The organism is Staphylococcus muscae, from assembly GCF_003019275.1.
In the GTDB taxonomy this organism is placed as follows: Bacteria; Bacillota; Bacilli; order Staphylococcales; family Staphylococcaceae; genus Staphylococcus; species Staphylococcus muscae.
This window is the reverse complement of record NZ_CP027848.1, coordinates 978,793-1,003,825: the sequence shown is the minus strand read 5'-3', so window position 1 is coordinate 1,003,825 and position 25,033 is coordinate 978,793. Positions and strand designations below refer to the sequence as shown.

Below are 25,033 nucleotides of genomic sequence, written 5' to 3'. Positions count from 1 at the left end.
TGAACAACTATGACACATAAAATTATTGTCATCGGAAGTGCGTCTATGGATTTAACGGTACAGACGCAAGTGATGCCTGATCAAGGTGAAACGATATTAGGAGAGACTTTATATATGGCGCCCGGTGGAAAAGGGGCAAACCAAGCAGTAGCAGCAGCTCGTCTGAAACGCAATCGAGATGTCTACATGATTGGTGCAGTAGGTGATGATGCATTTGGTCAAACAATCCTTAATAACTTGAGACAACATGGTGTCAATGTAGATTATATGCAAACAATTGAAGGAGAACACTCCGGAACAGCACACATTACATTGTATGAACAAGATAATCGTATTATTGTCGTACCTGCTGCAAATAATAGAATTGTACCTGAAGTTGTATTGCCCATTTTGCAGCAGTTTGAAAAAGGCGACATCATTGTCATGCAACAAGAAATACCGGCGAAAACAGTTGAAGCAGTAATAGACGAAGCCGCTCAATTAGAGTTACAAGTGATACTAAATCCAGCACCATACCGTGCTTTGGATAATCGATTATTAAATAAAGTCACTTATTTGACGCCGAACGAGAGTGAGTGTCAGCAGTTGTTTGGTGAATCTATGGACGATGCGTTAGCGCAACATCCCAATCAACTGATCGTGACACTTGGTGCAGAAGGTGCTGTGTATTTTGATCAAACACGACAAACAGTACCTGCATATCCTTGCGATGTAGTTGATACGACTGGTGCAGGTGATACATTTAACGGTGCACTTGCCGTTGCGTTAAGTGAAGGACAATCATTTGAAACAGCGATACAATTTGCGAATATGGCATCTAGCTTTGCGGTATCTGCGCTAGGGGCGCAAGGTGGTATTCCGACACGTGAAGTGGTTGATAAAGCGTTGAATCAATAAGAGAAACAAAAGATCAACAAAAGGGTCAGAAGTTAAATATATATTTTGTAAGGATTGTGGACTAGTCAATGATATAGAAGCAATTAAAGTTCAGAACTTCCAATCATAATGAATATTCAATATATGCAGTAGTGCACGTATGAGAAATTAAAAATCCCCACAATGATGGTCTAGTACCATTATTGTGGGGATAAGTATTTTATAAGAATAAATTATTCAGCGATTTCAAGTGCAACTTCCATCATTTGTGTAAATGAGTTTTGACGTTCTTCAGGTGTTGTTGCTTCGTCGCGTAATAAATGGTCAGAAACTGTGAAGATGCCTAACGCTTTTTTGCCTGCTTTAATGGCATTTAAGTAGAGACCTGCTGATTCCATTTCTACACCTAGAATGCCCATATCAATCCATTTTTGGTTGAAGTCAGCATTTGCATTATAGAATGTGTCTGAAGATAAGACATTTCCAACATGTGTACGTGCACCAATGGCATCTGCTTTTTCTTTCGCTTTAACGATTAAGTCGAAATCAGCAAGTGGTGCGAAGTTACCTGGAATTTGATACTGATCGACAAAGTTTGAATTTGTTGATGCACCTTGAGCAATGATGATGTCGTAAAGTTGAATGTCTTCTTGCATTGCGCCACAAGAACCGATACGGATAATTGTGTCTACATCGAAAAAGTTGTATAACTCGTATGAATAGATACCGATACTTGGAATCCCCATACCAGAACCCATCACTGAAACTTCTTTCCCTTTGTATGTGCCTGTGTATCCAAACATATTACGCACATCATTGAATTGTTCTACATTTTCTAAGAAGTTATCCGCAATATACTTTGCACGTAATGGGTCTCCCGGCATTAAAACCGTCTTAGCAATTTTTGTTCCGTTCGGTTGAATATGTGGTGTACCTTGTGTCATAACAAACAGCTCCTTAAGATCATTTATTTTTTTATGTGATTACTTTAAAGATAACAGACCTACTCTGAAATGTCGATTAGAGTTACTAGAAGAATAAGCGTAGAGATAAACATCTCCATTTGAAACAACAGTGCTTCTCTCACAACCTCGTATTGTCAGTGTTCAAGAAGCAGGACTTTCGACAGAATTTCGCAATTCTATAAATTTTATTCATTGCTCGGATTCTGCTCAACTCCTAAACGCTTCTCACACAACCTCGTTAGCCACTTAATCAAAATATTTCCGATTTAAAATACGAATTGTTTATCAAATGAAACATAATCGTATATAATAAAATAGAAAAGGCTTACAAAATAAATGATATTTAAATATATTGTTTAAATGTAAATAGAGAAGAGGAGAATAATCATGAGAATGGTAGACATTATCGCAAAAAAGCGAGACGGTGAAGTATTGACAACGGAAGAGATTAAGTTTTTTGTGAATGGATATACGAATGGTGATATTCCTGATTATCAAATGTCGAGTTTAGCGATGGCGATTTTCTTCCAAGATATGACTGATGAGGAACGTGCAGACTTAACAATGGCAATGGTAGAGTCTGGTGATCAAATCGATCTTTCTGATATTAATGGTATCAAAGTAGATAAGCACTCAACTGGTGGTGTCGGTGATACAACAACACTTGTGCTAGCACCATTAGTGGCTGCCTTAGATATTCCAGTAGCAAAAATGAGTGGTCGTGGATTAGGACATACAGGTGGTACGATTGATAAATTAGAAGCGGTTGAAGGTTTCCACGTTGAAATTTCTGAAGATGAATTTATTAAGTTAGTAAATGAAGACCATCTTGCAGTTATCGGCCAAACAGGAAACTTAACACCTGCTGATAAGAAAATCTATGCGCTACGTGATGTAACAGGTACGGTTAACTCAATTCCATTAATTGCATCATCTATTATGAGTAAGAAGATTGCTGCGGGTGCAGATGCAATTGTATTAGATGTTAAGACAGGTAACGGTGCATTCATGAAAACAGTTGAAGATGCTGAACAATTGGCAAATGCAATGGTGAAAATTGGTAACCAAGTTGGACGTAACACAATGGCGATTATTTCTGATATGAGCCAACCACTTGGTCGTGCGATTGGTAATGCACTTGAGTTGAAGGAAGCAATCGACACATTGAAAGGTGAAGGTCCAGAAGACTTAACAGAATTAGTTTTAACACTTGGTTCTCAAATGGTTGTATTAGCTGAAAAAGCTGAGACTTTAGATGAAGCACGTGAGTTGTTAAAAGGTGTCATTGATAACGGTAAAGCACTTGAAAAATTCAAAGTGTTCTTGAGCAATCAAGGTGGGGATGCATCTGTTGTAGATGATCCATCTAAGTTACCAACTGCGAAATACACATTTGAATTACCAGCAAAACAATCTGGTGTTGTATCTGAAATGATTGCAAATGAAATTGGTATTGCATCTATGATGTTAGGTGCAGGACGTCAAACGAAGGAAGATACAATCGACTTAGCTGTTGGTCTTGTATTAAATAAAAAAGTCGGTGACAAAGTTGAAGAAGGCGAGTCATTGTTAACAATTTATGCAAACCAAGAAGATGTTGAACAAGTGAAAGAAAAATTATATGATAATATTACAATTAGTAATCGTGGAGAAACACCTACATTAATTCACGAAGTTATTACGAAATAATTGTAAAGGATTGAATGCAATGAAGTGGATCGGTCGACAATTGTTGGCAATCTTATTTATAGGTGCAGGATATTTACACTTCAAGAGAGAGCGTAATTTCCGCAATATTGTTCCGCATTATTTACCGTTTAAAAAGGAGATTGTTTGGATAACGGGTGTTATGGAACTCATCTTTGGTATTGGTTTAGCCATAAGAAAACCTGGCTACTGGTTTAAACATGCAATCATTGCATTTTTATGGGCAGTACTTCCAGCGAATATTTATATGGCACGTCATAAACTACCACTGGGTGATAAAGAGTTACCACAATCCGTTTTATACGGCCGACTGCCATTACAATTTGTTTTAATGGCATGGATACGAAAATTATAATAACAAAAAACACGGGTGCATTTGCATCCGTGTTTTTGTTTTCAACTTATCCTTCACCGAAGACATCGTGCCATTGATTACGCTTATCTAAAAAGGCTTGTGCAATTTCTTTTGCACCTTCTAATGAGTGAGAAGCAGCCCAACCACATTGTACTTCGTTGCATGCTGGTACTTCCGTTGCATCTAGAACGTCTTGTACCGTTTTTTCAATGATGTTTAATACATCTTCATAATCGTCGTGATTGATAAATGAGACGTAAAAACCAGTTTGGCATCCCATAGGGCTTAAATCTACCACTTTGTCTGAATGGTTACGAATATTTTCGGCCATCAAGTGTTCTAATGAGTGGAGCCCAGGCATCTCCATGTGCTCTTTGTTTGGTTGTTTAAAACGAATATCGTATTTGTGGATTTCGTCACCATTGTTCCCAGTCATTTTACCAGCTAAGCGGATATAAGGAGCAACAACTTTAGTATGGTCTAAGTTAAAACTTTCAACATTCATTTTTGGCATTGTGATAACGCCTCCTTTATAGTTTATCGTTATTTTATCATATTCAGAAGAAACTAACAGGGGCATGATTTGAATTTTGACGATGTGGGTATATATTTGAAAGCAATAAAATATATGATGCAAAGTACCTGTTGTTAGATAGATATAAATACGTCTTTTATAAAGATTTTAGAAAATATTGAAAAAATGACATGACAAATAATCGTAAATCCGATAGAATAAGTAATAATTAAATATAATTTATCAAGAGTGGTGGAGGGAATTGGCCCTGTGAAGCCCTGCAACCTCATCGGTGACGATAAAGGTGCTAAATCCAACAGCAAGTTAGCTGACAGATAAATGACATGGACAAGATATTATCAACTTTGTACATATCGCACTTGATAAATGTAGCGCTCGTACAAGGTTGATATTTTTTTGAAAGGAGCTTTTATATTGATAACAGTAAAACAACAGATCCTAGACTATATAGATAATCATAGGCTGAACTATTTGGACATGAGTCATCAAATACATGAGCGCCCTGAATTAGGGAATGAGGAATTATTCGCATCACGATTATTAATCGATCATTTAAAGCAGCATGATTTTGAAGTGATACGTGATATTGCAGGTCATGCGACAGGCTTTATTGCAACTTATCAATCTGATAAACCAGGCCCTAGAATTGGTTTTTTGGCTGAGTATGATGCCTTACCTGGACTTGGACATGCTTGTGGACACAATATCATTGGAACAGCCAGTGTATTAGCTGGTGTGGCATTAAAACAAGTTGTGGACGAGATTGGCGGTACCGTTATCGTATACGGTTGTCCGGCAGAAGAAGGTGGCGAAAATGGCTCTGCAAAAGCATCTTATGTGAAAGAAGGGCTTATAGATGTTGATGTCGCATTGATGATTCATCCGGGTAATGAAACATATCCAACGATTCATACCCTTGCAGTTGACGTGTTAGATATTAAGTTTTTTGGACGTAGTGCACACGCTTCGGAAAATGCGTATGAAGCACGTAACGCACTTGATGCAATGCTAAGTTTTTTCAATGGTGTTGCACAGTTACGTCAACACATTCAATCGTCTGAACGTGTACATGGTGTGATTTTAGATGGTGGGAAAGCAGCGAATATTATTCCTGACTTTACACATGCGCGTTTTTACACGAGAGGGACAACACGAAAATCACTGGATGTTCTCACTGAACGAGTGCATGATATTGCCAAAGGGGCAGCATTACAAACGGGCTGTAACTATGAATTTGGACCGATTCAAAATGGTGTAAACGAATTTATTAAATCCCCATTGTTAGATGACCTCTTTGAGAAATATGCAACGGAACTTGGTGAAGAAGTCAGTCATGATGACTTTGGATTTGGTTCAACAGATACAGGTAATGTTAGTCACGTTGTACCAACGATTCATCCACATGTGAAAATTGGCCCAAGAAGCTTAGTAGGGCATACACATCGTTTTAGAGAAGCAGCAGCAAGTCCAATGGGAGACAAGGCGCTAATTAAAGGGGCGAAAATTATTGCGTTGATGGGCGCAAAATTAATTCAAGATCCAGCACAGCTTGAGAAGATACAACAGGAACATCAATTATTAAGGGAGCATTTATTATGACCGATGTAAAAAATACTCAGTCTTATTTAACAATGGCTGAGTTGTATTCAAATGATGTCGTATATTCATCTCGACCTTCATATGTGTCGAATCCTTGGTTAGAACCAGATGAACATCAATCTAACTTTTTATCTGCGAGAGAATTACTGATAGCAGATATGCCCGTAATTGTACATGAAGCAAGTGTGACAGATAAGTTAGCACAACTATTTGCGTTAATTCATCGTCGTATTCCTGATAATTTATATTATTTTAAAGATCAATCTTCATATGAGTCACTATTACAACGTTTGACATTAGAAGAAGACCGAAAAATTTATTTCCAATATGTGCATGGTGATGACATTGTCTCTGCTGACAAGTATGCAATGAATAAGCAAACATTTATTGATTTGAACAATAAATCCAAAATACCGGACTGGACAGATGGCAAGTATTTGCCGAAGCGAGAAGTGGTGCCGTTTAACGAATTTGAACAAGCTGTACGCCGTTGGGAATTACCTGTCGTTATCAAACCGGGCGATGACTTGCCAACAGCAGGTGGCTATGGTGTGATGATTTGTTATACACAAAAAGAACTAGAGCAAGCAATTGCCCGTGTGAAGAAAGCGGAAGCAGCGACGGATACATTAATTATTGAACAGTGTATTGATGTCGTGGATAACTATTGTGTGCAGTTTGCGAAACATCCAGATAAAGGTATTCTTTATCTTGGAGCAGCAAAGCAATTAACTAATGAATATGGCTTTTATCAAGGTAACGTCAATGCCCAACACGTCCCTCAGACGGTCATAGATGCAGGTCGGGCATTGATGGAAAGAGCAGTTGAAGAAGGTTTTATTGGTGTAGCAGGATTCGACCTGTTAGAAGATGCAGAAGGTCATGTCTATGCGATTGACTTAAACTATCGACAAAACGGATCTACAAGTATGTTATTACTTGCTGACAACTTAGAAGGAGACTATCACAAGTTTTATAGTTATGTGGCGAAAGGGAACAATGAACGTTTCTACGATGCTATTAAAACATTTGTTGAGAAAGGCGTTCTTTTCCCATTGTCATATTACGATGGAGATTGGTATACAGAAAAACATGTTGATTCACGATTTGGTTGTATTTGGCATGCGGATAGCGAAGCGGAGATTGAAGCATATGAACAGCAATTCATTGAAGAAGCAGGACTCAATTCCTAAACGCTCCTTTCACAACCTCGTATTGTCAGTGTTCAAGGAGCAGGACTATCGACAGAACTTCGCAATTTCATAAAATCAAAAAGCGATTTTACACATTGCTCGGGTTCTGCTCAATTCCTAAACGCTCCTTTCACAACCTCGTATTGTCAGTGTTCAAGGAGCAGGACTATCGACAGAACTTCGCAATTTCATAAAATCAAAAAGCGATTTTACACATTGCTCGGGTTCTGCTCAATTCCTAAACGCTCCTTTCACAACCTCGTATCTATGTTATATGTCTAAAGTATGTTATAGTCTAACTAATTAGGGATTGTCAATATGACGTTTATTCAAGTATCTTCTAGTCTCCCAAAAGATTGGATTATTGGATGACATCAAGCATTGACGGAATCATCGGTGTCATTTATAGTCGATGAAGAGAACCAACAAGTGGAGGGTTATAGCATGTCTTATAAAAGTGAACGTTTTTATAAAGATATTTTAACGAACGAGCAATTTTTTATTGCAGTCAAAGACAAAAAGATTGTCAAGCACATGTATCGAGATCGTCCTTATTTCTGTTTTTGGACACGTGAGACATTTGCAACAGAGTATTTAGAGACATTTGATGTTGCTTACGATAAGATTATCACAATGGATATTGATCGTTTTGCAACTTATGAATTAGATGATATGTTCGACGATGATGACGAAGCGCTAGTGAATGTGACGGATAAAGCAGCTGGACACGAGATTAAGATCGTTGAAGCAATGAATGAAATTATGACAGATTTGGACAACATTCGTGTACGTGAGTTTGTTCAAGATGTTGCTAAGTCAGACACGGTCTACGGTTTGACGCAAAAAGGAATGAAGCATTTTGCAGTGGTTTATGACGAGAATGATAACTTTGAACAATCTCACTTCATGCCGGTATGGAGTTTGAGTAAGCGTGCTGAGAAAGTAGCGGAAGAAGACTTTGATGCATTTGAACTCATTGATGTTGAAGGTGAAGTTTTCGCAGAGTGGCTGGATGAATTACGTGATGATAATCGTTACGTAGCTATCGATGTGAAACCGGGCGTTGTTGGGACAATTGTGTCCGCTCAGAAATTAGCGAATGAATTAACATTTTAATGAATAAAAAAGTGGGAGAACTACCTAACGAAAGGTATGTTTTCCCACTTTTTTAGTTAGAGATAAAGTGTTCCTAATGCACCTGAAAAAGCGCCGTTGTCTAAGTAGTGCGGTTTGAAACCACGTAAAATCGTATAGTCCGTAACAACTTGTTGTAATAATGGGTTGTTATGGAATGAAGAGCCGATATATACGACATCTTCAGCGTGATGTTCACGTGCCACATGAATAGATACTGTTGTTACACTCTCACCAACTACACCCATGACAGAGGCAAGCTTATCGGCATCTGTAAAAGTTTTATCCAAGTTATGAAGGACGTGTCCGAAGTTTGCGGCAGTCAATTCGCCTGAAATAGGGGGCGTATCATTTTTATAAATATGTTTTACTTTTAAATCGATAATGTCACGATTTCCATTTTGAGCAAGATTTGTTAATGTTTCGTAGTCATCAATTTCGGTAAGAAGGTACCCAAGGCCTCGAATCATGCCTCCACCTGTTCCAATACCACCAACACGTTGTTGACCTGAACTATCAGATAGGTGAATTGATGTTCCTGTTCCTACGTTTGAGAAAATGTAGCGATCTAGTTGTGTTCCTTGCTCTTTCAGTAAGATTTGAATGCCTTTTGCAGCAGCATCAAACTCAATATAAGACTGCGTTTCACAGTTGAGTAGGTCATTTAACATTTTTGCCTTACCACCTGTGATATGGATATCTTCGCATGGTTGGTCATTGAGCCATGCTGCAACTTCTTCTAGTTGTGTAGATAGATACGTTTGATAGTTACGCTGGCCATCTTGTTCAATGACCATTTTGATCAATGTCCCACCCGCATCAATACCGATTCGCATTAAGCGTCACCTCTTCATTTATATTTACATATACATATTAAATGAATTTAATGTAAAAGGACAGTATCTATGATTGGAAAAATTGTTTTTTACAATCTTATGATAGTGTAGTTGAGATAATATTTTCGACGTCTAAACAAATGAAAAAGTAGGTGGCTGACATGCCATTGTACAATGGATTACATTTCATCATTTTTCTCGCGTTCTTCAATTGTCTTAGAAAAGTCTTTTTCATCATCAATATGTGTCATTTTGAAATGCTCAGTCGGTTCACGGTGTAAAGCCCGCATCAATGAGAAAATCATCAGCAATAGAATAATCGAGAAAGGTAAACCTGTGACAACAGAAGCCGTTTGTAGACTTGTTAAGCCACCTGCAACTGTCAACGCAAGAGAAATACCGCCAATTAAAAGTCCCCATACAAGCTTGTGCTTGCGTTTCGGGTTTTCCACACCGCCTGTTGCCATGCCTGATACGATATGTGTTGTAGAGTCGGCACTTGTCACAATGAATGTAAAAATTAAAATAATCGCTAAGGCACTTGTTACTTCATACAATGGGAAGTTACGTAACAATTCAAAAAGTGCAACTGTATAATCTTTATCGACAACTTGTGCGATATCTGAGTTTTTGTGTAAAGCCCAGTTAATAGCTGTTCCACCAAAACCAGCAATCCAAGTAAATGAAATTAATGGTGGAATAATGAGAACGCCCACTACGAATTCACGTATCGTACGGCCACGAGAGACACGAGCGACGAAACCACCGATGAATGGAGACCAAGATATCACCCATGCCCAATAGAAAACAGTCCATTGTTGAATCCAACTGTTGTCACCTGAGTATGGATCAATACGCAAGCTATACGTTACAAAATGAGAGATATAGTCTCCAATAGATACAGTAAATGTTTCAACAATAAATCGTAAGTCACCGAAAATGAATATGAATATGAGCAACGCAGCACCAATGATGATGTTTAGATTACTCAACCATTTCACGCCACGTTCAATACCTGTGAGTGCAGAACTGAGAAAAATGCCTGTCATAAGTAAAGTAATGACAATCAACGTGATTGTATTGTTAGGAATATGAAAGACATGATTCAAGCCACCTGCGATTTGAAGGATACCAAGACCGATTGATGTTGCAATCCCCATTACTGTTGCGATAATCGCAAGGATATCAATTCCATTTCGAAATGGACGTCGGTATGTTTCACCGAAGACGGGTTCCATTGCAGTTGAAATGAGACCGTCACGCTGTTTTCGAAATTGGAAGTAGGCAACGATGAGACCACTCATCGCAAAAATCGACCATTGAGAGATTCCCCAGTGGAAGAATGTGTACCCCATAGCTAATCGTGCTGATTCAACGGATTCTCCTTTCACACTGTTAGGAAATGGTGAATGTAAGTAGTGGGTAAGTGGTTCGGCAACGCCCCAGAAGACGATCCCTACGCCAAGACCTGCTGAGAATAACATTCCAATCCATGATATAAATGAAAATTCTGGTTCTTCATCGTCTGGTCCTAATTTAAAACGACCGTAACGTGATGTAGCAAGAAAAATTAAAAATATATCTAAAACAAATACGATAATTAGGAAAAGCCAGCCAAAATTAATGGCCAAAAAATCATAAACGTGTTGCGCATAGTTACCAAAACCTTTTGGGAAAACAGCAGCTATGAGCGTTAAAAACAAGATGATAGAGAAAGCGACAGTATAAACAATATTACGATGCTTTTTCTTTTTTGATAATGGTTGATTCATAATATCCCCTTTCGAAAAAGTCAAATTGATATAGAAGCTTGGACCGAGACGTTATCTAAAAAACTGACATATGATGTCCCGACATATGTCTTGCAATTACTCGTTGTACATGTAGAAAATTTCCATTTTTATATGTGATATGTGTTTTGAATTTACTAAAATAGTGTATGATATCAATAAAGTATAATGCTAAAGGGTGGAGTTTTCTATGACAAAAAGTAAGCGCTTTGATGATATTACTATACAATCTTATGACAAGCAATACCGTGATGCCTTGAACAACTTTGAGTTGAGTGAAAGACAACGTATCTACTCATCTTTACCCATAGAAGTCCTTGATGAAGCACTGGAAGATGAAAATCGTGTTGCGAATGTTGTGTTGAATACACAAGATGAAGTGATTGGTTTTTTCGTGTTGCATAAGCATTATCAACATGAAGGATATGATACACCGGAAGAGGTCGTGTATGTTCGTTCACTATCGATTAATGAACGTTATCAAGGTCATGGATATGGCACTAAAATGATGATGATCTTACCACAATATGTTCAAGAAGTATTTCCACGATTTAACCATTTATATTTAGTTGTTGATGCTGAAAATGCTGCTGCATGGAACTTGTATGAACGTGCTGGTTTTATGCACGCTGCAACGAAAGAGGAAGGACCGATTGGAAAGGAGCGTCTTTACTATTTAGATTTGGACGCAAAGTATGTCTCATCTCTTAAACTTCAGTATCAAGAAGCATCTATTTCGAGCACATTCGATGTTGTTGATTTAATGCTAAATGGAGAAAAAGTTGGCTTTATCGCATTAGAGCAATTTGAACATCGTCTTATTATTCGCTCTGTCTATGTGGATGAGAGCTATCAATCAACAGGTGTTGCACAAAATGCACTTCGACAACTGGCGACTTACGTGCGCAAAAACTTTGAAGATATTAAAGTGATAGAAGTCACATTGTTTGGACCGAATCATCAGCTGAAACCACTATTTGAGAAGAGCAACTTTGTCGAGACGATGGTGACAGATGATTATCGTACATTTGAAAAGTATATCAATTACTAAGAAAGAATTATAAAAAGAGCTTTGTAAAACATTGCGAAAAGCGCCACAGTCATTTATAATCTATTTTTGTTATAGTTAATGATGTAAAGGTGAGATTATAGTAAAGATTTAGTCTCACAGTTTATTGCAATAAGAGATGAACATAATAAACGCGAATCTTTGAAAGGAAGATATGCTGATGAAATTACAAGAATACACACAAGAAATGATGGACGAAAAGTCATTTATTGATATGGCTTATACATTGCTGAGCGAACAGAACGAAACAATGAACTTATACGATATTATTGATTCATTCAAACGTATTGGCCACTATGAAGATGAACAAATTGAAAACCGTGTCGTTCAATTCTACACAGACTTGAACACAGATGGTCGCTTTCTGAGTGTTGGTGATAACGTATGGGGTCTTCGTGACTGGTATTCAGTAGACGATATTGAAGAAAAGATTGCACCAACAATCCAAAAATTTGAAATTCTTGATGAAGATGACGAAGAAGATAAAAACTTAACATTACTTGGTGAAGATGACTCAGAAGGTGATGATAACATTCCAAATCGTACTGACGATCAAGAAGAGTTAAACGACCCAGAAGATGAACACGTTGAAGATGAGATTGAGGAATCTGACCTTGTCGTAGAAGAAGACGATGAAGAAATCGATGAAACATACGATGATGAAGAACTAGAAGATGATGAGTTAGAGGAAGACGAGGCGTTATAGAGAGAAAGATGAGATTGGGATACGTCGAATCTCTAAACGTTCGCTCTTTTTTTCTCAAAGGTTGTCATGATACAGTCGAAAGTTCATAAATACTTATGATAAAAATTATTTTTTCATATCGGAAGTTTATTGACTTTTTGATTCAAAGTGATAAAATTTTAGTCGGGCTCCTTTAATTAGGACGATTGAATAAACCGATACGTCAGAAAGTGAATTCGTTCACTTCGACCTTGAATAGAGCTGTGTTACTACACAGTAGACGTAAACGTTCCCCCTTACAAACTGGACATTGTGAGAGGGAACTTTTTTTATTTTTAAAAAGCACCCATCATGTTGGTAGGGCGATGTAACTATTGAAAACTGTTGAGGAGGATTTATTGCATGACTAAATTTATTTTTGTAACGGGTGGCGTTGTATCTTCACTCGGTAAAGGGATTACTGCTGCATCACTTGGACGTTTGTTAAAGGATAGAGGACTTAAAGTCACAATTCAAAAGTTTGACCCTTATTTGAATGTTGACCCAGGTACGATGAGTCCATACCAGCACGGAGAAGTATTTGTTACAGATGATGGTGCTGAAACAGACTTAGACTTAGGACACTATGAACGTTTTATCGATATTAACTTAAACAAATATTCAAATGTAACGGCAGGTAAAGTATACTCACACGTTTTACAAAAAGAACGCCGTGGTGATTACTTAGGTGGAACAGTTCAAGTGATTCCACATATCACAAATGAAATTAAGTCACGTCTTTTGTTGGCTGGAGAAAGTACGAACGCAGATGTTGTTATCACTGAGATCGGTGGCACAACAGGTGATATTGAATCATTACCTTTCATCGAAGCAATTCGTCAAATTCGCAGTGATTTAGGCCGTGAAAATGTCATGTATGTACACTGTACGTTATTACCGTACATCAAAGCAGCAGGCGAAATGAAAACAAAACCAACACAACACAGTGTGAAAGAACTACGCGGTTTAGGGATTCAACCAGATCTAATCGTTGTGCGTACAGAATATGAAATGACACAAGACCTAAAAGACAAAATTGCGCTATTCTGTGATATTGACAAACAAAATGTCATTGAATGTCGTGATGCAGAATCATTATACGAGATTCCATTACAATTAAGCCGTCAAGATATGGATGATATTGTGATTGATCGCTTAGGTTTAGAAGTTGAACGCGATACACAACTAGATGAGTGGAAACATTTACTAGACGTTGTGAATAACTTAGAAGGTAAAGTGACAATCGCATTAGTTGGTAAATATGTAGCATTACAAGATGCGTATTTATCAGTTGCAGAAGCCTTAAAACATGCGGGTTACCAATATATGAAAGATATCGAGATCCGCTGGATTGACTCAAGTGAAGTGACAGATGAAAATGCGGCATCATACTTCCACGATGTAGATGGTATTTTAGTACCAGGTGGTTTTGGATTCCGTGCAAGTGAAGGTAAAATTTCAGCGATTAAATATGCACGTGAAAACAAATTACCATTCTTTGGTATTTGCTTAGGTATGCAACTGGCAACGGTTGAATATGCACGTCATGTTGTTGGACTATCAGATGCGCATTCAGCTGAATTGGATCCAAACACACCATATCCAGTCATTGATTTATTACCAGAACAAAAAGATATTGAAGATCTTGGTGGTACTTTAAGACTTGGATTATATCCATGTGAGATCAAACCAGGTACGTTAGCTGAAAAAATCTATGGACAAACATCTATTGAAGAACGTCATCGTCACCGTTACGAGTTCAACAATGCATATCGTGAGCGCCTAGAAGAAGCAGGTATGATCTTCTCAGGAACAAGCCCAGACGGTCGATTAGTAGAAATGGTTGAGTTAGCAGACCACCCATTCTTTATTGCATGTCAGTTCCACCCAGAATTTTTATCACGCCCAAATCGTCCACAACCGATTTTCAAAAACTTCATCGGTGCTTGTGTGGCACAACAAGATAAATAATAGAAAGATGAAAGGCTGGATTCTCTTGTTTGAAGGAGAAGCTAGCCTTTTTGTTGTTTTTTTTATAAATTCTTTATCAAAATAAAAAATAAATGTGTAATCGTTTACAAAAATAGTTCAGTTGTTATTGACAATTATTTTAACTATCATTAAAATCTATATGTCTTAACTTTTTATAATATAACAACATGATCGGAGGGTTTTTGTTAATGTTCAACTTTTTAAAACCACCAAAACCTGCACAACCAGTGGCAGATCAACATGTAGATGAAACGTACAAGAAGTTACGTTTTCAAGTTTTTATGGGGATTTTTCTAGGTTATGCAGGTTATTATTTATTGCGTAAAAACTTTTCAATTGCCATGCCTTACTTGGCAGAGCAAGGGTTTTCTACAACAGGATTAGGTTTTGCATTATCTGCTGTTTCCATCTCTTACGGTATCAGTAAATTTGTTATGGGGACGGTCAGTGACCGCAGTAATGCGCGAACATTTCTAGTATTAGGTTTGATGTTAACAGCTATTGTTAACTTATTGATGGGGTTTGTACCTGCATTTACTTCAGGTATTACAATTATGTTTATCATGTTATTCCTTAACGGTTGGTTCCAAGGGATGGGATGGCCACCTTCAGGTCGTGTCCTTGTGCATTGGTTCAGCGTAAGTGAACGTGGTAGTAAGACAGCCATTTGGAACGTTGCACATAACGTCGGTGGTGGATTAATGGCGCCATTTGCTATTTTTGGAGTGTATTTAATGTCTGTTCTCGGTTTTGACCATATGAAAGGATATGAAGGTATCTTCATCTTCCCGGCAATTATTGCAATGATTGTTGCCATTGTGTCATATTTCCTAATTAGAGATACACCACAATCAGTTGGGTTACCTCCGATTGAATCTTACCGTAATGATTACCCAACAAAAGACAAAACAACATTTGAAACAGAATTAACAACAAAAGAAATTTTATTCAAATATGTGTTGAACAACAAATGGGTTTGGATTATTGCAATTGCCAATATCTTTGTTTATTTTGTACGTTACGGTGTACTTGATTGGGCACCACTTTACTTGAGCGATGTGAAACATTTCGATGTAGAAGGTTCAAGTTGGGCATACTTCTTGTACGAATGGGCTGGTATCCCAGGAACATTACTATGCGGTTGGTTATCAGATAAAGTGTTCAAAGGACGTCGTGGACCAGCAGGCTTTATCTTTATGATTGGTGTGACGATTGCAGTTGCGGTGTACTGGTTGAACCCAGCAGGTAACCCAATTGTGGATAACCTTGCTTTAGTTACAATTGGTTTCTTAATTTATGGTCCTGTTATGTTAATCGGTTTACAAGCACTTGACTATGTACCGAAAAAAGCGGCGGGAACAGCTGCTGGATTAACAGGTTTATTTGGATACTTAGGTGGTGCCGTAATGGCGAATATCATCATGGGTATCGTTGTAGATAATATGGGATGGGATGCAGGATTCATCCTGCTCATCGTTGTAAGTATTTTAGCGACATTGAGCTTTATCTTTACATGGAATAAACGTGGACAAGAAGTCGTTCACTAACGAGGTTGTGAAAGGAGCGTTTAGGAATTGAGCAGAATCCGAGCAATGAATAAAATCGTTTTTTGATTTTATAGAATTGCGAAATTCTGTCGAAAGACCTGCTTCTTGAACACTGACAATACGAGGTTGTGAGAGAAGCGCTTAGGAATTGAGCAGAATCCGAGCAATGAATAAAATCGCTTTTTGATTTTATAGAATTGCGAAATTCTGTCGAAAGACCTGCTTCTTGAACACTGACAATACGAGGTTGTGAAAGGTTAAATATCTTTTATAATCGAATCTTATATAAAAAGTAGCACTTCATGTATCTTTTATGCATGAAGTGCTACTTTTTGTTATAGATCTAAATCACGAATCATTTCAATCATTTGCGTATAGATTTCATAGTAGATATAGTTGAGTGCGATTAAGTGTGGTACGACAACTTTATCGTAATCTTCTGTGAAAACGAGTGGACGTGGTGTAGATAAATCAATGAAATGCACGAGATGATCAGGTATGTCGGCAGATGATGGCTTGTTCGTAATCACAACGACATCGCGATTGTCATCAATCAGTTGTGTCAAATCTGCAGCCATTTCTTCGGTATAGTGTTCACCAAATAAAAAGACACGATCTGTCGAATCAAGCGCAGATAGTGAAGAAAGGATATCGAGTGGGCGACTCGCTTTTAACTTTTCTTCACTGTGTAAAACGTAGGATTCGAATGATTTGATATCTCCATAACCTCTAATGTAAATATGCCCTTCACCACCAATTGCTTGAATCAAACTTTGTGCTGCCATCTGTATATCGAGTGACTGTGCATCTAATCGGTTAAATACACCTGTCAATTGTGTTGTTAACATTTTCGACACGAAGACTCATCTCCTTAAAATATTGTGTTTTATCATAGTTTTCATGCGTTCATTCTATAAAAATAATATCAAATAAGCAATGCTAAAAAATGGATGCGTTTACATTTTTGAATTTGATAATTTTTTCACAAAAACACCTATTTTCGAGTTGATTTCGTATGCAATGATGATTATATTTTGCTATACTGTACATATAAAAATAAGTGCAAAAGCACTCAAGGAGGAACTTACATGCCTTTAGTTTCAATGAAAGAAATGTTAATCGACGCAAAAGAAAATGGCTATGCAGTAGGTCAATATAACTTAAACAACTTAGAATTCACGCAAGCTATTTTACAAGCATCACAAGAGGAAAATGCACCAGTTATTTTAGGTGTTTCAGAAGGTGCTGGGCGTTACATGGGTGGTTTCTATACAGTTGTAAAAATGGTTGAAGGTTTAATGCACGACTATGAAATTACAATTCCAGTGGCAATTCATTTAGACCATGGTTCAAGCTTTGAAAAATGTAAAGAAGCAATCGATGCTGGTTTCACATCTGTTATGATCGATGCATCACATGAACCATATGAAGATAACGTTAAAATTACTAAAAAAGTTGTTGAATACGCACATGATCGCGGTGTATCAGTAGAAGCTGAATTAGGTACTGTTGGTGGTCAAGAAGACGACGTTGTTGCTGACGGCGTAATCTACGCAGACCCAATCGAATGTCAAAACTTAGTGAAAGAAACTGGTATTGACACATTGGCACCTGCATTAGGTTCAGTACACGGACCATACAAAGGTGAACCAAACTTAGGCTTCAAAGAAATGGAAGAAATTGGTTTATCAACTGGTTTACCATTAGTATTACACGGTGGTACTGGTATTCCAACTCATGATATCAAAAAATCTATTTCATTAGGTACTGCTAAAATCAACGTTAACACTGAAAACCAAATTGCTTCAGCGAAACGTGTTCGTGAAGTATTAGCAGCTGACACTGAAGTTTACGATCCACGTAAATATTTAGGACCAGCACGTGAAGCAATTAAAGAAACAGTTGTTGGTAAAATTCGTGAATTTGGTACTTCAAACAAAGCGGATAACTTCAAAGGCTAATCATACAAATAAATGGCATCATTGCATGCTGATTATAAAAAACCTGGGACACGATATCTTTGGATATTGTTTCTCAGGTTTTCTTTGTATACAGTCATTATTTCTTGTATTTATGTTTCAAATGCACATGTTATAACTATAAATGACATCATGCATTGTCTCTCTTTAAAAAGGAACTAAAATATGTGAGAATACAATAAATTTTTCGGGAATAATACATTTTGCAATTTGAAAATTTTTACATTATAATGCCCTTAAATATGGTATTCTAGGTTTATAAGAGAGTGAAAAGGAGTTCTGAAAAATGGCACAAGATGTAATTAAAATTAGAGGTGGCCAAAAATTAAAGGGTAAGGTAGAAATTAGCGGTGCCAAAAACAGTTCGGTTGCGATTATACCAGCTGCATTGATGGCTGAATCTCCAGTAACATTAGATGGATTACCAGAAATATCAGATGTTAAAACATTAGTGAGCTTATTAGAAGACTTGAATATAAAAACAAATCTAAGTGAGGGAACATTGCAATTAGATCCGACTGATATTAAAAATGCCCCACTCCCAAATAATAAGGTTGAGTCATTGCGTGCATCTTATTATATGATGGGGGCGATGTTAGGTCGATTTAACAAATGTGTGATTGGGTTACCAGGAGGATGTCCATTAGGACCGAGACCGATTGATCAGCATATTAAAGGATTTAAAGCGCTCGGTGCCAAAATTGATGATTCTGATGATACATCAATGAAACTTGAAGCAGAACGTCTAGTAGGTGCGAATATATATTTAGATATTGTAAGTGTCGGGGCAACTATTAACATTATGATTGCTGCAACACGTGCTGAAGGACAGACAATCATTGAAAATGCAGCGAAAGAACCAGAAGTTGTAGATGTCGCAAATTTCCTAAATAGTTTGGGTGCAAAAATTTCTGGTGCTGGTACAAGTACGATTAAGATTACAGGTGTGTCTCATTTATCAGGAAGCCGTCATACAATTATCCCAGACCGCATCGAAGCTGGAACATACATGTGTATTGCAGCGGCTTGTGGAGAAGAAATGTATATTGATAACATTATTCCTGAACATGTTGAGCCGTTAACTGTAAAATTAAAAGAATTAGGTGTTAAAATCGAGTCAGGCGACGATTATATGATCGTCAAGTCAACAGCACCATATAAAAATGTTGATATCAAGACGCTTGTGTATCCGGGTTTTGCTACGGACTTACAACAGCCAATTACACCTTTGTTATTTCTAGCAGATGGTCCAAGCTTTGTGACGGATACGATTTATCCAGAACGTTTCAAACATGTCCCAGAGTTACAAAATATGAATGCAGCCATTACTGCTGATCAAGGTACCGCAACGATTAAACCTTCACAACTAGTCGGTACGGAAGTCTATGCAAGTGATTTGCGTGCAGGTGCATGTTTGATTATTGCAGGATTACTTGCTGATGGTGTAACAACAATTTATAATGTCCGTCATATTTATCGTGGTTATTCAAATATTGTTGAGACATTAAAAGCGCTAGGTGCTGATATTTGGACAGAACAACAGGCGTAAACAAGTGTTAATCCGTACGTCGAGAGTTCATTAAGTGAGGCGATAACTATGGAAGTTTGTCCATATATTGAAGCAACATTTAAAATTTTAGGGCGCAGTTGGAATGGGCTCATTCTGCATTATCTCGATAAGTGTCCAGATCAGTCTGCGCACTTTTCCGATATGAAGCGTGATCTAAAGCCTATCACGAATCGTGCACTATCTTTAAAGTTATCTGAGTTAGCAGATGCACAATTACTTGTAAAAGATGTTATTTCAGATAATCCACCATCTGTCCGCTATTATTTAACCGATAAAGGGATAGCGTTAGCAAAAGCTTTAGTCCCTTTGGAAGATTGGGCGCATACACATATGGAATTGGAACAAGAAACGCAATAAACAACTGCTAAACAAAGATAAGGCCAGAATGCTGAATCACAGCGCTGGTCTTTTTTAAGTTGTGTTTGAATTTTAATCGAAAGGGAAAAGAACCTTATATCATACTGATTTTCAAATAAGAGGTGTTTAATCATGAGAAATTATACAAAACAATATATTAATGGTGCATGGGTTGAAAGTGAAAGTGGCAAAACCATTGACGTTGTCAATCCAGCGACAGAAGAAGTATTTGGTTGTATTGCCAAAGGGAACCAAGCTGATGTAGATAAAGCAGTGCAGGCAGCCAAAGAAGTGTATGTATCATTTCGTCATACCCCAGTAGAAGAGCGTCAAGCTATGTTAGGTCGTATTATTGAAGCATATAAAGCACGCAAGCAAGATTTGATTGATGTGATGACTTTAGAGCTAGGCACACCTGTGACAAAATCAGAAAAAGTTCATTACGAGATGGGGCTTAAACATTTTCAAGCCGCTTATGATGCGTTAGAGACATTTGAATTTGAAGAACGTCGTGGCGATAACTTAATCGTTAAAGAGGCGATTGGTGTAGCAGGTTTAGTAACACCATGGAATTTCCCAACGAATCAGACATCATTGAAGTTAGCTGCAGCATTTGCAGCAGGTGCACCCGTTGTGTTGAAACCATCAGAAATGACACCTTTTGCAGCTATTATTCTTGCTGAGATCTTTGATGAAGCAGGCGTACCTAAAGGTGTGTTTAATCTTGTAAATGGTGATGGAGAAGGTGTCGGTACACCGTTAAGTCAGCATCCAGATGTTCGTATGATGTCATTTACAGGTTCTGGTGGTACAGGATCTAAAATTATGGCGGAAGCAAGTAAAGACTTTAAAAAAGTATCACTTGAATTGGGTGGTAAATCGCCATTCATACTGCTAGATGATGCAGATTTAGATGAAGCTGTGCAAGCAGCAGTTGCGAAAGTCGTAAACAATACAGGTCAAGTATGTACAGCAGGTACTCGTACACTTGTTCCTGAACATTTGAAAGATGCCTTTTTAGAAAAAGCAGCTACTGAAATGGCAAAAGTCAAAGTAGGCGACCCACAATTATCTGAAACGGAAGTAGGCCCAATTGTTAGTGAAAAACAATATAACCAAGTGCAAACTTATATTCAAAAAGGGATTGATGAAGGTGCAGCGCTTGTTTATGGTGGTTTAGGAAAACCTGAAGGCTTAACAACAGGTTATTTTGCGAAACCAACCATTTTTGCAGATGTTGACAATCAAATGACCATTGCGCAAGAAGAAATTTTTGGACCAGTCATGTCTGTGATTACGTATAAAAATCTAGATGAGGCAATTCAAATTGCCAATGATACAAAATATGGTTTGGCTGGATATGTTTATGGTAAAGATCATGAGAAACTGAAAAAACTTGCGCGCAGTATCGAAGCAGGTACAGTTATTATTAATAAAGCGCCACGTACGCCAGACTTACCATTTGGCGGTTATAAACAATCTGGTATCGGTCGTGAATGGGGCGACTACGGCATTGAAGAATTTCTAGAAGTGAAAGCAATTGCAGGTTTTTATCAGTAATAAGGAATCTTTTCCTGGGAAATAATATTGGGGGTGGAACAGAAATCTTAGATAGCAATAAAGATTTCTGTTCCACTTCTTTTAATTATGAAGCATTTAAAATTTAAACAGTGCGAGAGCAGTATCGTTTTATCTACAATAATAAAGGATTATAATGTAACTATACGATGAGAGATTAGAAATTGAAAAAGGGGTGCAAATATATGTTGAAAAAGACGAAACAATACATTAATGGTGCTTGGGTTGAAAGTGAAAGTGGCGAAACAATTGACGTCATTAACCCAGCGACAGAAGAAGTGTTTGGACAAGTTGCAAAAGGTAATAAAGCAGATGTTGATAAAGCAGTACAAGCAGCAAAAGATGTTTATGTTTCTTTCCGACACACACCTGTTGAAGAACGTCGCGCATTATTAGGGCGTATTGTAGAAGGATACAAAGCACGCAAGCAAGATTTAATAGAAGTGATGACGTTGGAGTTAGGGTCACCTGTCACAAAATCTGACACTGTGCAATACGAGCGTGGTCTTATGCACTTTGAAGCAGCTTACGAAGCGTTGGAAACATTTGAGTTTGAAGAACGTCGTGGCGACAACTTGATCGTTAAAGAAGCGATTGGTGTAGCAGGATTGGTAACACCTTGGAACTTCCCGACGAATCAAACATCATTAAAGTTAGCAGCGGCATTTGCAGCGGGGTCACCGGTTGTGCTCAAACCTTCTGAATTAACACCGTTTGCAGCTGTCATCTTGGCAGAAATTTTTGAAGAAGCAGGCGTACCTAAAGGTGTGTTCAACCTTGTAAATGGCGACGGAGAAGGTGTCGGAACACCGTTGATACAACATCCAGATGTTCGCATGGTGTCATTCACAGGTTCAGGTCCGACAGGTTCAAAAATTATGGAACAAGCGAGCAAAGACTTCAAAAAAGTTTCGCTTGAACTAGGTGGTAAGTCACCGTTCATTATTTTAGATGATGCAGACTTAGATGAAGCGGTAAAAGCAGCAGTTGGTGCTGTTGTTAACAATACTGGACAAGCATGTTCAGCAGGCACACGTACACTAGTATCTGAACACTTAAAAGATGCATTTTTAGAAAAAGCGGCTGCTGAAATGGCACGTGTGAAGGTTGGAGATCCACAGTCTCCTGACACAGAAGTAGGACCGATTGTCAGCGAGAAACAGTATCTTCAAGTACAAGATTATATTCAAAAAGGGATTGACGAAGGTGCGACAGTTGTTGCGGGGGGCTTAGGAAAACCAGAAGGATTAGAAACGGGTTATTTTGTAAAACCAACCATTTTTGCAGATGGGGATAATCAAATGACCATTGCGCAAGAAGAAATTTTCGGTCCTGTGATGTCAGTGATCACATATAAAGACCTTGATGATGCTGTTCGAATTGCGAATGATACAAAATACGGTTTAGCAAGTTATCTATTTGGTAAGGATCAAGAAACATTGAGAAATCTTGCTGGAAAAATCGAAGCTGGTCTAGTTGTGATTAATGAAGCACCACGTACACGTGACTTACCATTTGGTGGATATAAACAGTCAGGTATAGGCCGTGAGTGGGGCGATTATGGTATCCAAGAGTTTCTAGAAGTGAAAGCAATTGCGGGATTTTATCACTAAGAAAACATTTGATATAAAACAATAAAATCAGGTAGGATAATGAAGTTTGAGAAACACAAACTCGTATCCTACCTTCCTTTTCTTTTTTGAGAAAATATGTATTTATAGTGAACAGAAAATGATAAATGGAGAAAAGTATCTAAAATGCCAAATTTGAGTGAGATAAGTTAAAGATTTCCAAAATTTTGTTTGCCATATTTCGTGGGCTATTGTATGTTAAATTACATAGTCGAATAAAAATTAAAATGAAATGAGTGTGTTAGATGTCTACAAGGGATACTAGGGAGAGAACTTCACCACAGTATGAATCGTTCCATGAGTTATACAAGAACAACACGACAAAAGCCCTGACAGAAAAAGCCAAGGCATTGAAGTTGGTTAACTATAGTAAGTTGAACAAAAAAGAACTTGTTTTAGCGATTATGGAAGCACAGATGGAAAAAGACGGCAATTACTATATGGAAGGCGTCTTAGATGATATTCAGCCGGATGGGTATGGATTTTTAAGAACTGTTAATTTTTCTAAAGGTGAAAAAGATATTTATATTTCAGCTAGCCAAATACGCCGTTTTGAAATTAAACGCGGTGACAAGGTAACTGGTAAGGTACGTAAACCGAAAGAAAATGAAAAATATTACGGTTTGCTACAAGTTGATTTTGTCAATGATCACAATGCAGAGGAAGTTAAGAAAAGACCTCACTTTCAAGCTTTAACGCCCCTTTATCCAGAAGAACGAATCAAATTGGAAACAACCCCTCACAACTATTCAACACGTGTTATGGATTTGGTCACGCCAATTGGTCTTGGACAACGTGGATTAATCGTAGCACCACCTAAAGCGGGTAAGACTTCATTATTAAAAGAAATTGCGAATGCGATTGTTGCGAATAAGCCGAGTGCTAAATTATTTATTCTTTTGGTGGGTGAACGTCCAGAAGAGGTGACGGACTTGGAACGTTCAGTCGACGAAGCAGAAGTTGTACATTCAACATTTGATGAGCATCCAAAACATCACGTAAAGGTAGCTGAATTACTATTAGAACGTGCCAAACGTCTTGTAGAAATTGGTGAAGATGTTATTATTTTGATGGACTCTATTACACGACTTGCACGTGCTTATAACTTAGTTGTACCACCAAGTGGTCGAACATTATCAGGTGGTTTAGATCCGGCTTCATTACATGGGCCTAAAGCTTTCTTCGGTGCGGCGAGAAACATTGAAGCGGGCGGTAGTTTGACAATATTAGCAACGGCGCTTGTCGATACAGGCTCACGTATGGATGATATGATTTATGAAGAGTTCAAAGGAACAGGCAATATGGAACTACACTTAGACCGTAGATTGTCAGAACGACGTGTCTTCCCAGCAATTGATATTGTGCGCAGTTCTACACGTAAAGAAGAGTTGCTCATACCTAAGGACGAATTGGAAAGCTTATGGCAGTTGCGTAATATGTTCTCAAATGCGCCAGATTTTACAGAGCGTTTTATGAGAAAGTTAAAAAAGACAAAAACAAACGAAGAATTTTTTGAAGAACTGCAAAAGAGTGCGGCCGAAAGTACAAAAACAGGACGTCCCATCATTTAATATGAAATTATCGTGTATAGGGTTG

The 25,033-nt window shown here is 37.8% G+C and carries 21 protein-coding genes and 1 riboswitch; of the genes, 16 read left to right on the top strand and 5 right to left on the bottom strand.

Annotated features, from left to right (window positions below; all coding sequences use genetic code 11):
- The first annotated feature begins 9 nt into the window (after positions 1-9).
- Positions 10-897, top strand: a complete 888-nt coding sequence (gene rbsK, locus C7J88_RS04985) for a ribokinase (RefSeq protein ID WP_095117542.1) — start codon at positions 10-12, stop codon at positions 895-897.
- Between the two features lie 212 nt (positions 898-1,109).
- On the opposite strand, the gene deoD is transcribed toward rbsK, so the two are convergent.
- Positions 1,110-1,820, bottom strand: a complete 711-nt coding sequence (gene deoD / locus C7J88_RS04980) for a purine-nucleoside phosphorylase (protein ID WP_095117541.1) — start codon at positions 1,818-1,820, stop codon at positions 1,110-1,112.
- 408 nt (positions 1,821-2,228) lie between these two features.
- Between deoD and C7J88_RS04975 the strand changes: the two genes are divergently transcribed.
- On the top strand, positions 2,229-3,530 hold the full coding sequence (locus C7J88_RS04975) for a pyrimidine-nucleoside phosphorylase (RefSeq protein ID WP_095117540.1): 1,302 nt from the start codon (positions 2,229-2,231) through the stop codon (positions 3,528-3,530).
- Between the two features lie 19 nt (positions 3,531-3,549).
- Complete coding sequence (locus tag C7J88_RS04970) at positions 3,550-3,903, top strand: DoxX family protein (protein WP_095117539.1); 354 nt, start codon at positions 3,550-3,552, stop codon at positions 3,901-3,903.
- Positions 3,904-3,949: 46 nt separating this feature from the next.
- On the opposite strand, the gene C7J88_RS04965 is transcribed toward C7J88_RS04970, so the two are convergent.
- Positions 3,950-4,417 (bottom strand): S-ribosylhomocysteine lyase, encoded by a 468-nt coding sequence (locus C7J88_RS04965; RefSeq protein ID WP_095117538.1) that lies wholly within the window; start codon positions 4,415-4,417, stop codon positions 3,950-3,952.
- A gap of 237 nt (positions 4,418-4,654) precedes the next feature.
- Positions 4,655-4,759, top strand: a riboswitch (SAM riboswitch).
- A 96-nt stretch (positions 4,760-4,855) separates the two neighbouring features.
- On the opposite strand from C7J88_RS04965, the gene C7J88_RS04960 reads away from it, so the two are divergent.
- From C7J88_RS04960 to C7J88_RS04950, 3 genes are all read left to right on the top strand, one after another.
- The gene (locus tag C7J88_RS04960; protein WP_095118150.1) at positions 4,856-6,037 is read left to right on the top strand and encodes a M20 family metallopeptidase; all 1,182 of its coding nucleotides are present in this window, start codon (positions 4,856-4,858) and stop codon (positions 6,035-6,037) included.
- Complete coding sequence (gene ldmS / locus C7J88_RS04955) at positions 6,034-7,230, top strand: L-aspartate--L-methionine ligase LdmS (RefSeq protein ID WP_095117537.1); 1,197 nt, start codon at positions 6,034-6,036, stop codon at positions 7,228-7,230. The genes C7J88_RS04960 and ldmS overlap by 4 nt, the downstream gene beginning before the upstream one ends.
- 444 nt (positions 7,231-7,674) lie before the next feature.
- Positions 7,675-8,346, top strand: a complete 672-nt coding sequence (locus C7J88_RS04950) for a DUF2750 domain-containing protein (RefSeq protein ID WP_095117536.1) — start codon at positions 7,675-7,677, stop codon at positions 8,344-8,346.
- A 56-nt stretch (positions 8,347-8,402) separates the two neighbouring features.
- Here C7J88_RS04950 and coaW read toward each other — a convergent pair whose 3' ends face one another.
- Both coaW and C7J88_RS04940 read right to left on the bottom strand, forming a co-directional pair.
- On the bottom strand, positions 8,403-9,200 hold the full coding sequence (coaW, locus tag C7J88_RS04945; protein ID WP_095117535.1) for a type II pantothenate kinase: 798 nt from the start codon (positions 9,198-9,200) through the stop codon (positions 8,403-8,405).
- Positions 9,201-9,379: 179 nt separating this feature from the next.
- Positions 9,380-10,972, bottom strand: coding sequence for a BCCT family transporter (locus C7J88_RS04940; RefSeq protein WP_095117534.1), 1,593 nt, complete (start codon positions 10,970-10,972; stop codon positions 9,380-9,382).
- Between the two features lie 208 nt (positions 10,973-11,180).
- Here C7J88_RS04940 and C7J88_RS04935 point away from each other — a divergent pair, with 208 nt between their 5' ends.
- The 4 genes from C7J88_RS04935 (at position 11,181) to glpT (ending at position 16,322) form a co-directional block, all read left to right on the top strand.
- Entirely contained in the window at positions 11,181-12,041 is an 861-nt protein-coding gene (locus C7J88_RS04935) for a GNAT family N-acetyltransferase (protein ID WP_095117533.1), read from the top strand.
- Between the two features lie 178 nt (positions 12,042-12,219).
- Positions 12,220-12,765: a DNA-directed RNA polymerase subunit delta gene (gene rpoE / locus C7J88_RS04930; protein ID WP_095117532.1), complete on the top strand. Its 546-nt coding sequence runs from the start codon at positions 12,220-12,222 to the stop codon at positions 12,763-12,765.
- A gap of 381 nt (positions 12,766-13,146) precedes the next feature.
- Positions 13,147-14,754, top strand: a complete 1,608-nt coding sequence (gene pyrG, locus C7J88_RS04925; RefSeq protein WP_095117531.1) for a CTP synthase — start codon at positions 13,147-13,149, stop codon at positions 14,752-14,754.
- Positions 14,755-14,963: 209 nt separating this feature from the next.
- Positions 14,964-16,322 (top strand): glycerol-3-phosphate transporter, encoded by a 1,359-nt coding sequence (gene glpT, locus C7J88_RS04920; RefSeq protein ID WP_095117530.1) that lies wholly within the window; start codon positions 14,964-14,966, stop codon positions 16,320-16,322.
- Positions 16,323-16,657: 335 nt separating this feature from the next.
- Here the strand turns inward: glpT and C7J88_RS04915 are convergent, their stop codons facing one another.
- Positions 16,658-17,179, bottom strand: coding sequence for a DUF2529 family protein (locus tag C7J88_RS04915; protein ID WP_095117529.1), 522 nt, complete (start codon positions 17,177-17,179; stop codon positions 16,658-16,660).
- Between the two features lie 231 nt (positions 17,180-17,410).
- Between C7J88_RS04915 and fdaB the strand changes: the two genes are divergently transcribed.
- From fdaB to rho, 6 genes are all read left to right on the top strand, one after another.
- Entirely contained in the window at positions 17,411-18,283 is an 873-nt protein-coding gene (gene fdaB, locus C7J88_RS04910) for a class IIb fructose-bisphosphate aldolase FdaB (RefSeq protein ID WP_095117528.1), read from the top strand.
- Between the two features lie 304 nt (positions 18,284-18,587).
- On the top strand, positions 18,588-19,850 hold the full coding sequence (gene murA / locus C7J88_RS04905; RefSeq protein ID WP_095117527.1) for a UDP-N-acetylglucosamine 1-carboxyvinyltransferase: 1,263 nt from the start codon (positions 18,588-18,590) through the stop codon (positions 19,848-19,850).
- Positions 19,851-19,898: 48 nt separating this feature from the next.
- Positions 19,899-20,228: a winged helix-turn-helix transcriptional regulator gene (locus C7J88_RS04900; RefSeq protein WP_095117526.1), complete on the top strand. Its 330-nt coding sequence runs from the start codon at positions 19,899-19,901 to the stop codon at positions 20,226-20,228.
- A gap of 132 nt (positions 20,229-20,360) precedes the next feature.
- Positions 20,361-21,788 (top strand): aldehyde dehydrogenase family protein, encoded by a 1,428-nt coding sequence (locus C7J88_RS04895; RefSeq protein ID WP_095117525.1) that lies wholly within the window; start codon positions 20,361-20,363, stop codon positions 21,786-21,788.
- A gap of 203 nt (positions 21,789-21,991) precedes the next feature.
- Positions 21,992-23,419 carry an aldehyde dehydrogenase family protein gene (locus C7J88_RS04890; protein WP_095117524.1) on the top strand — a complete coding sequence of 476 codons (1,428 nt, stop codon included), beginning with the start codon at positions 21,992-21,994 and terminating at the stop codon, positions 23,417-23,419.
- Between the two features lie 263 nt (positions 23,420-23,682).
- Positions 23,683-25,008 (top strand): transcription termination factor Rho, encoded by a 1,326-nt coding sequence (gene rho / locus C7J88_RS04885; protein ID WP_095117523.1) that lies wholly within the window; start codon positions 23,683-23,685, stop codon positions 25,006-25,008.
- Positions 25,009-25,033 lie beyond the last annotated feature (25 nt).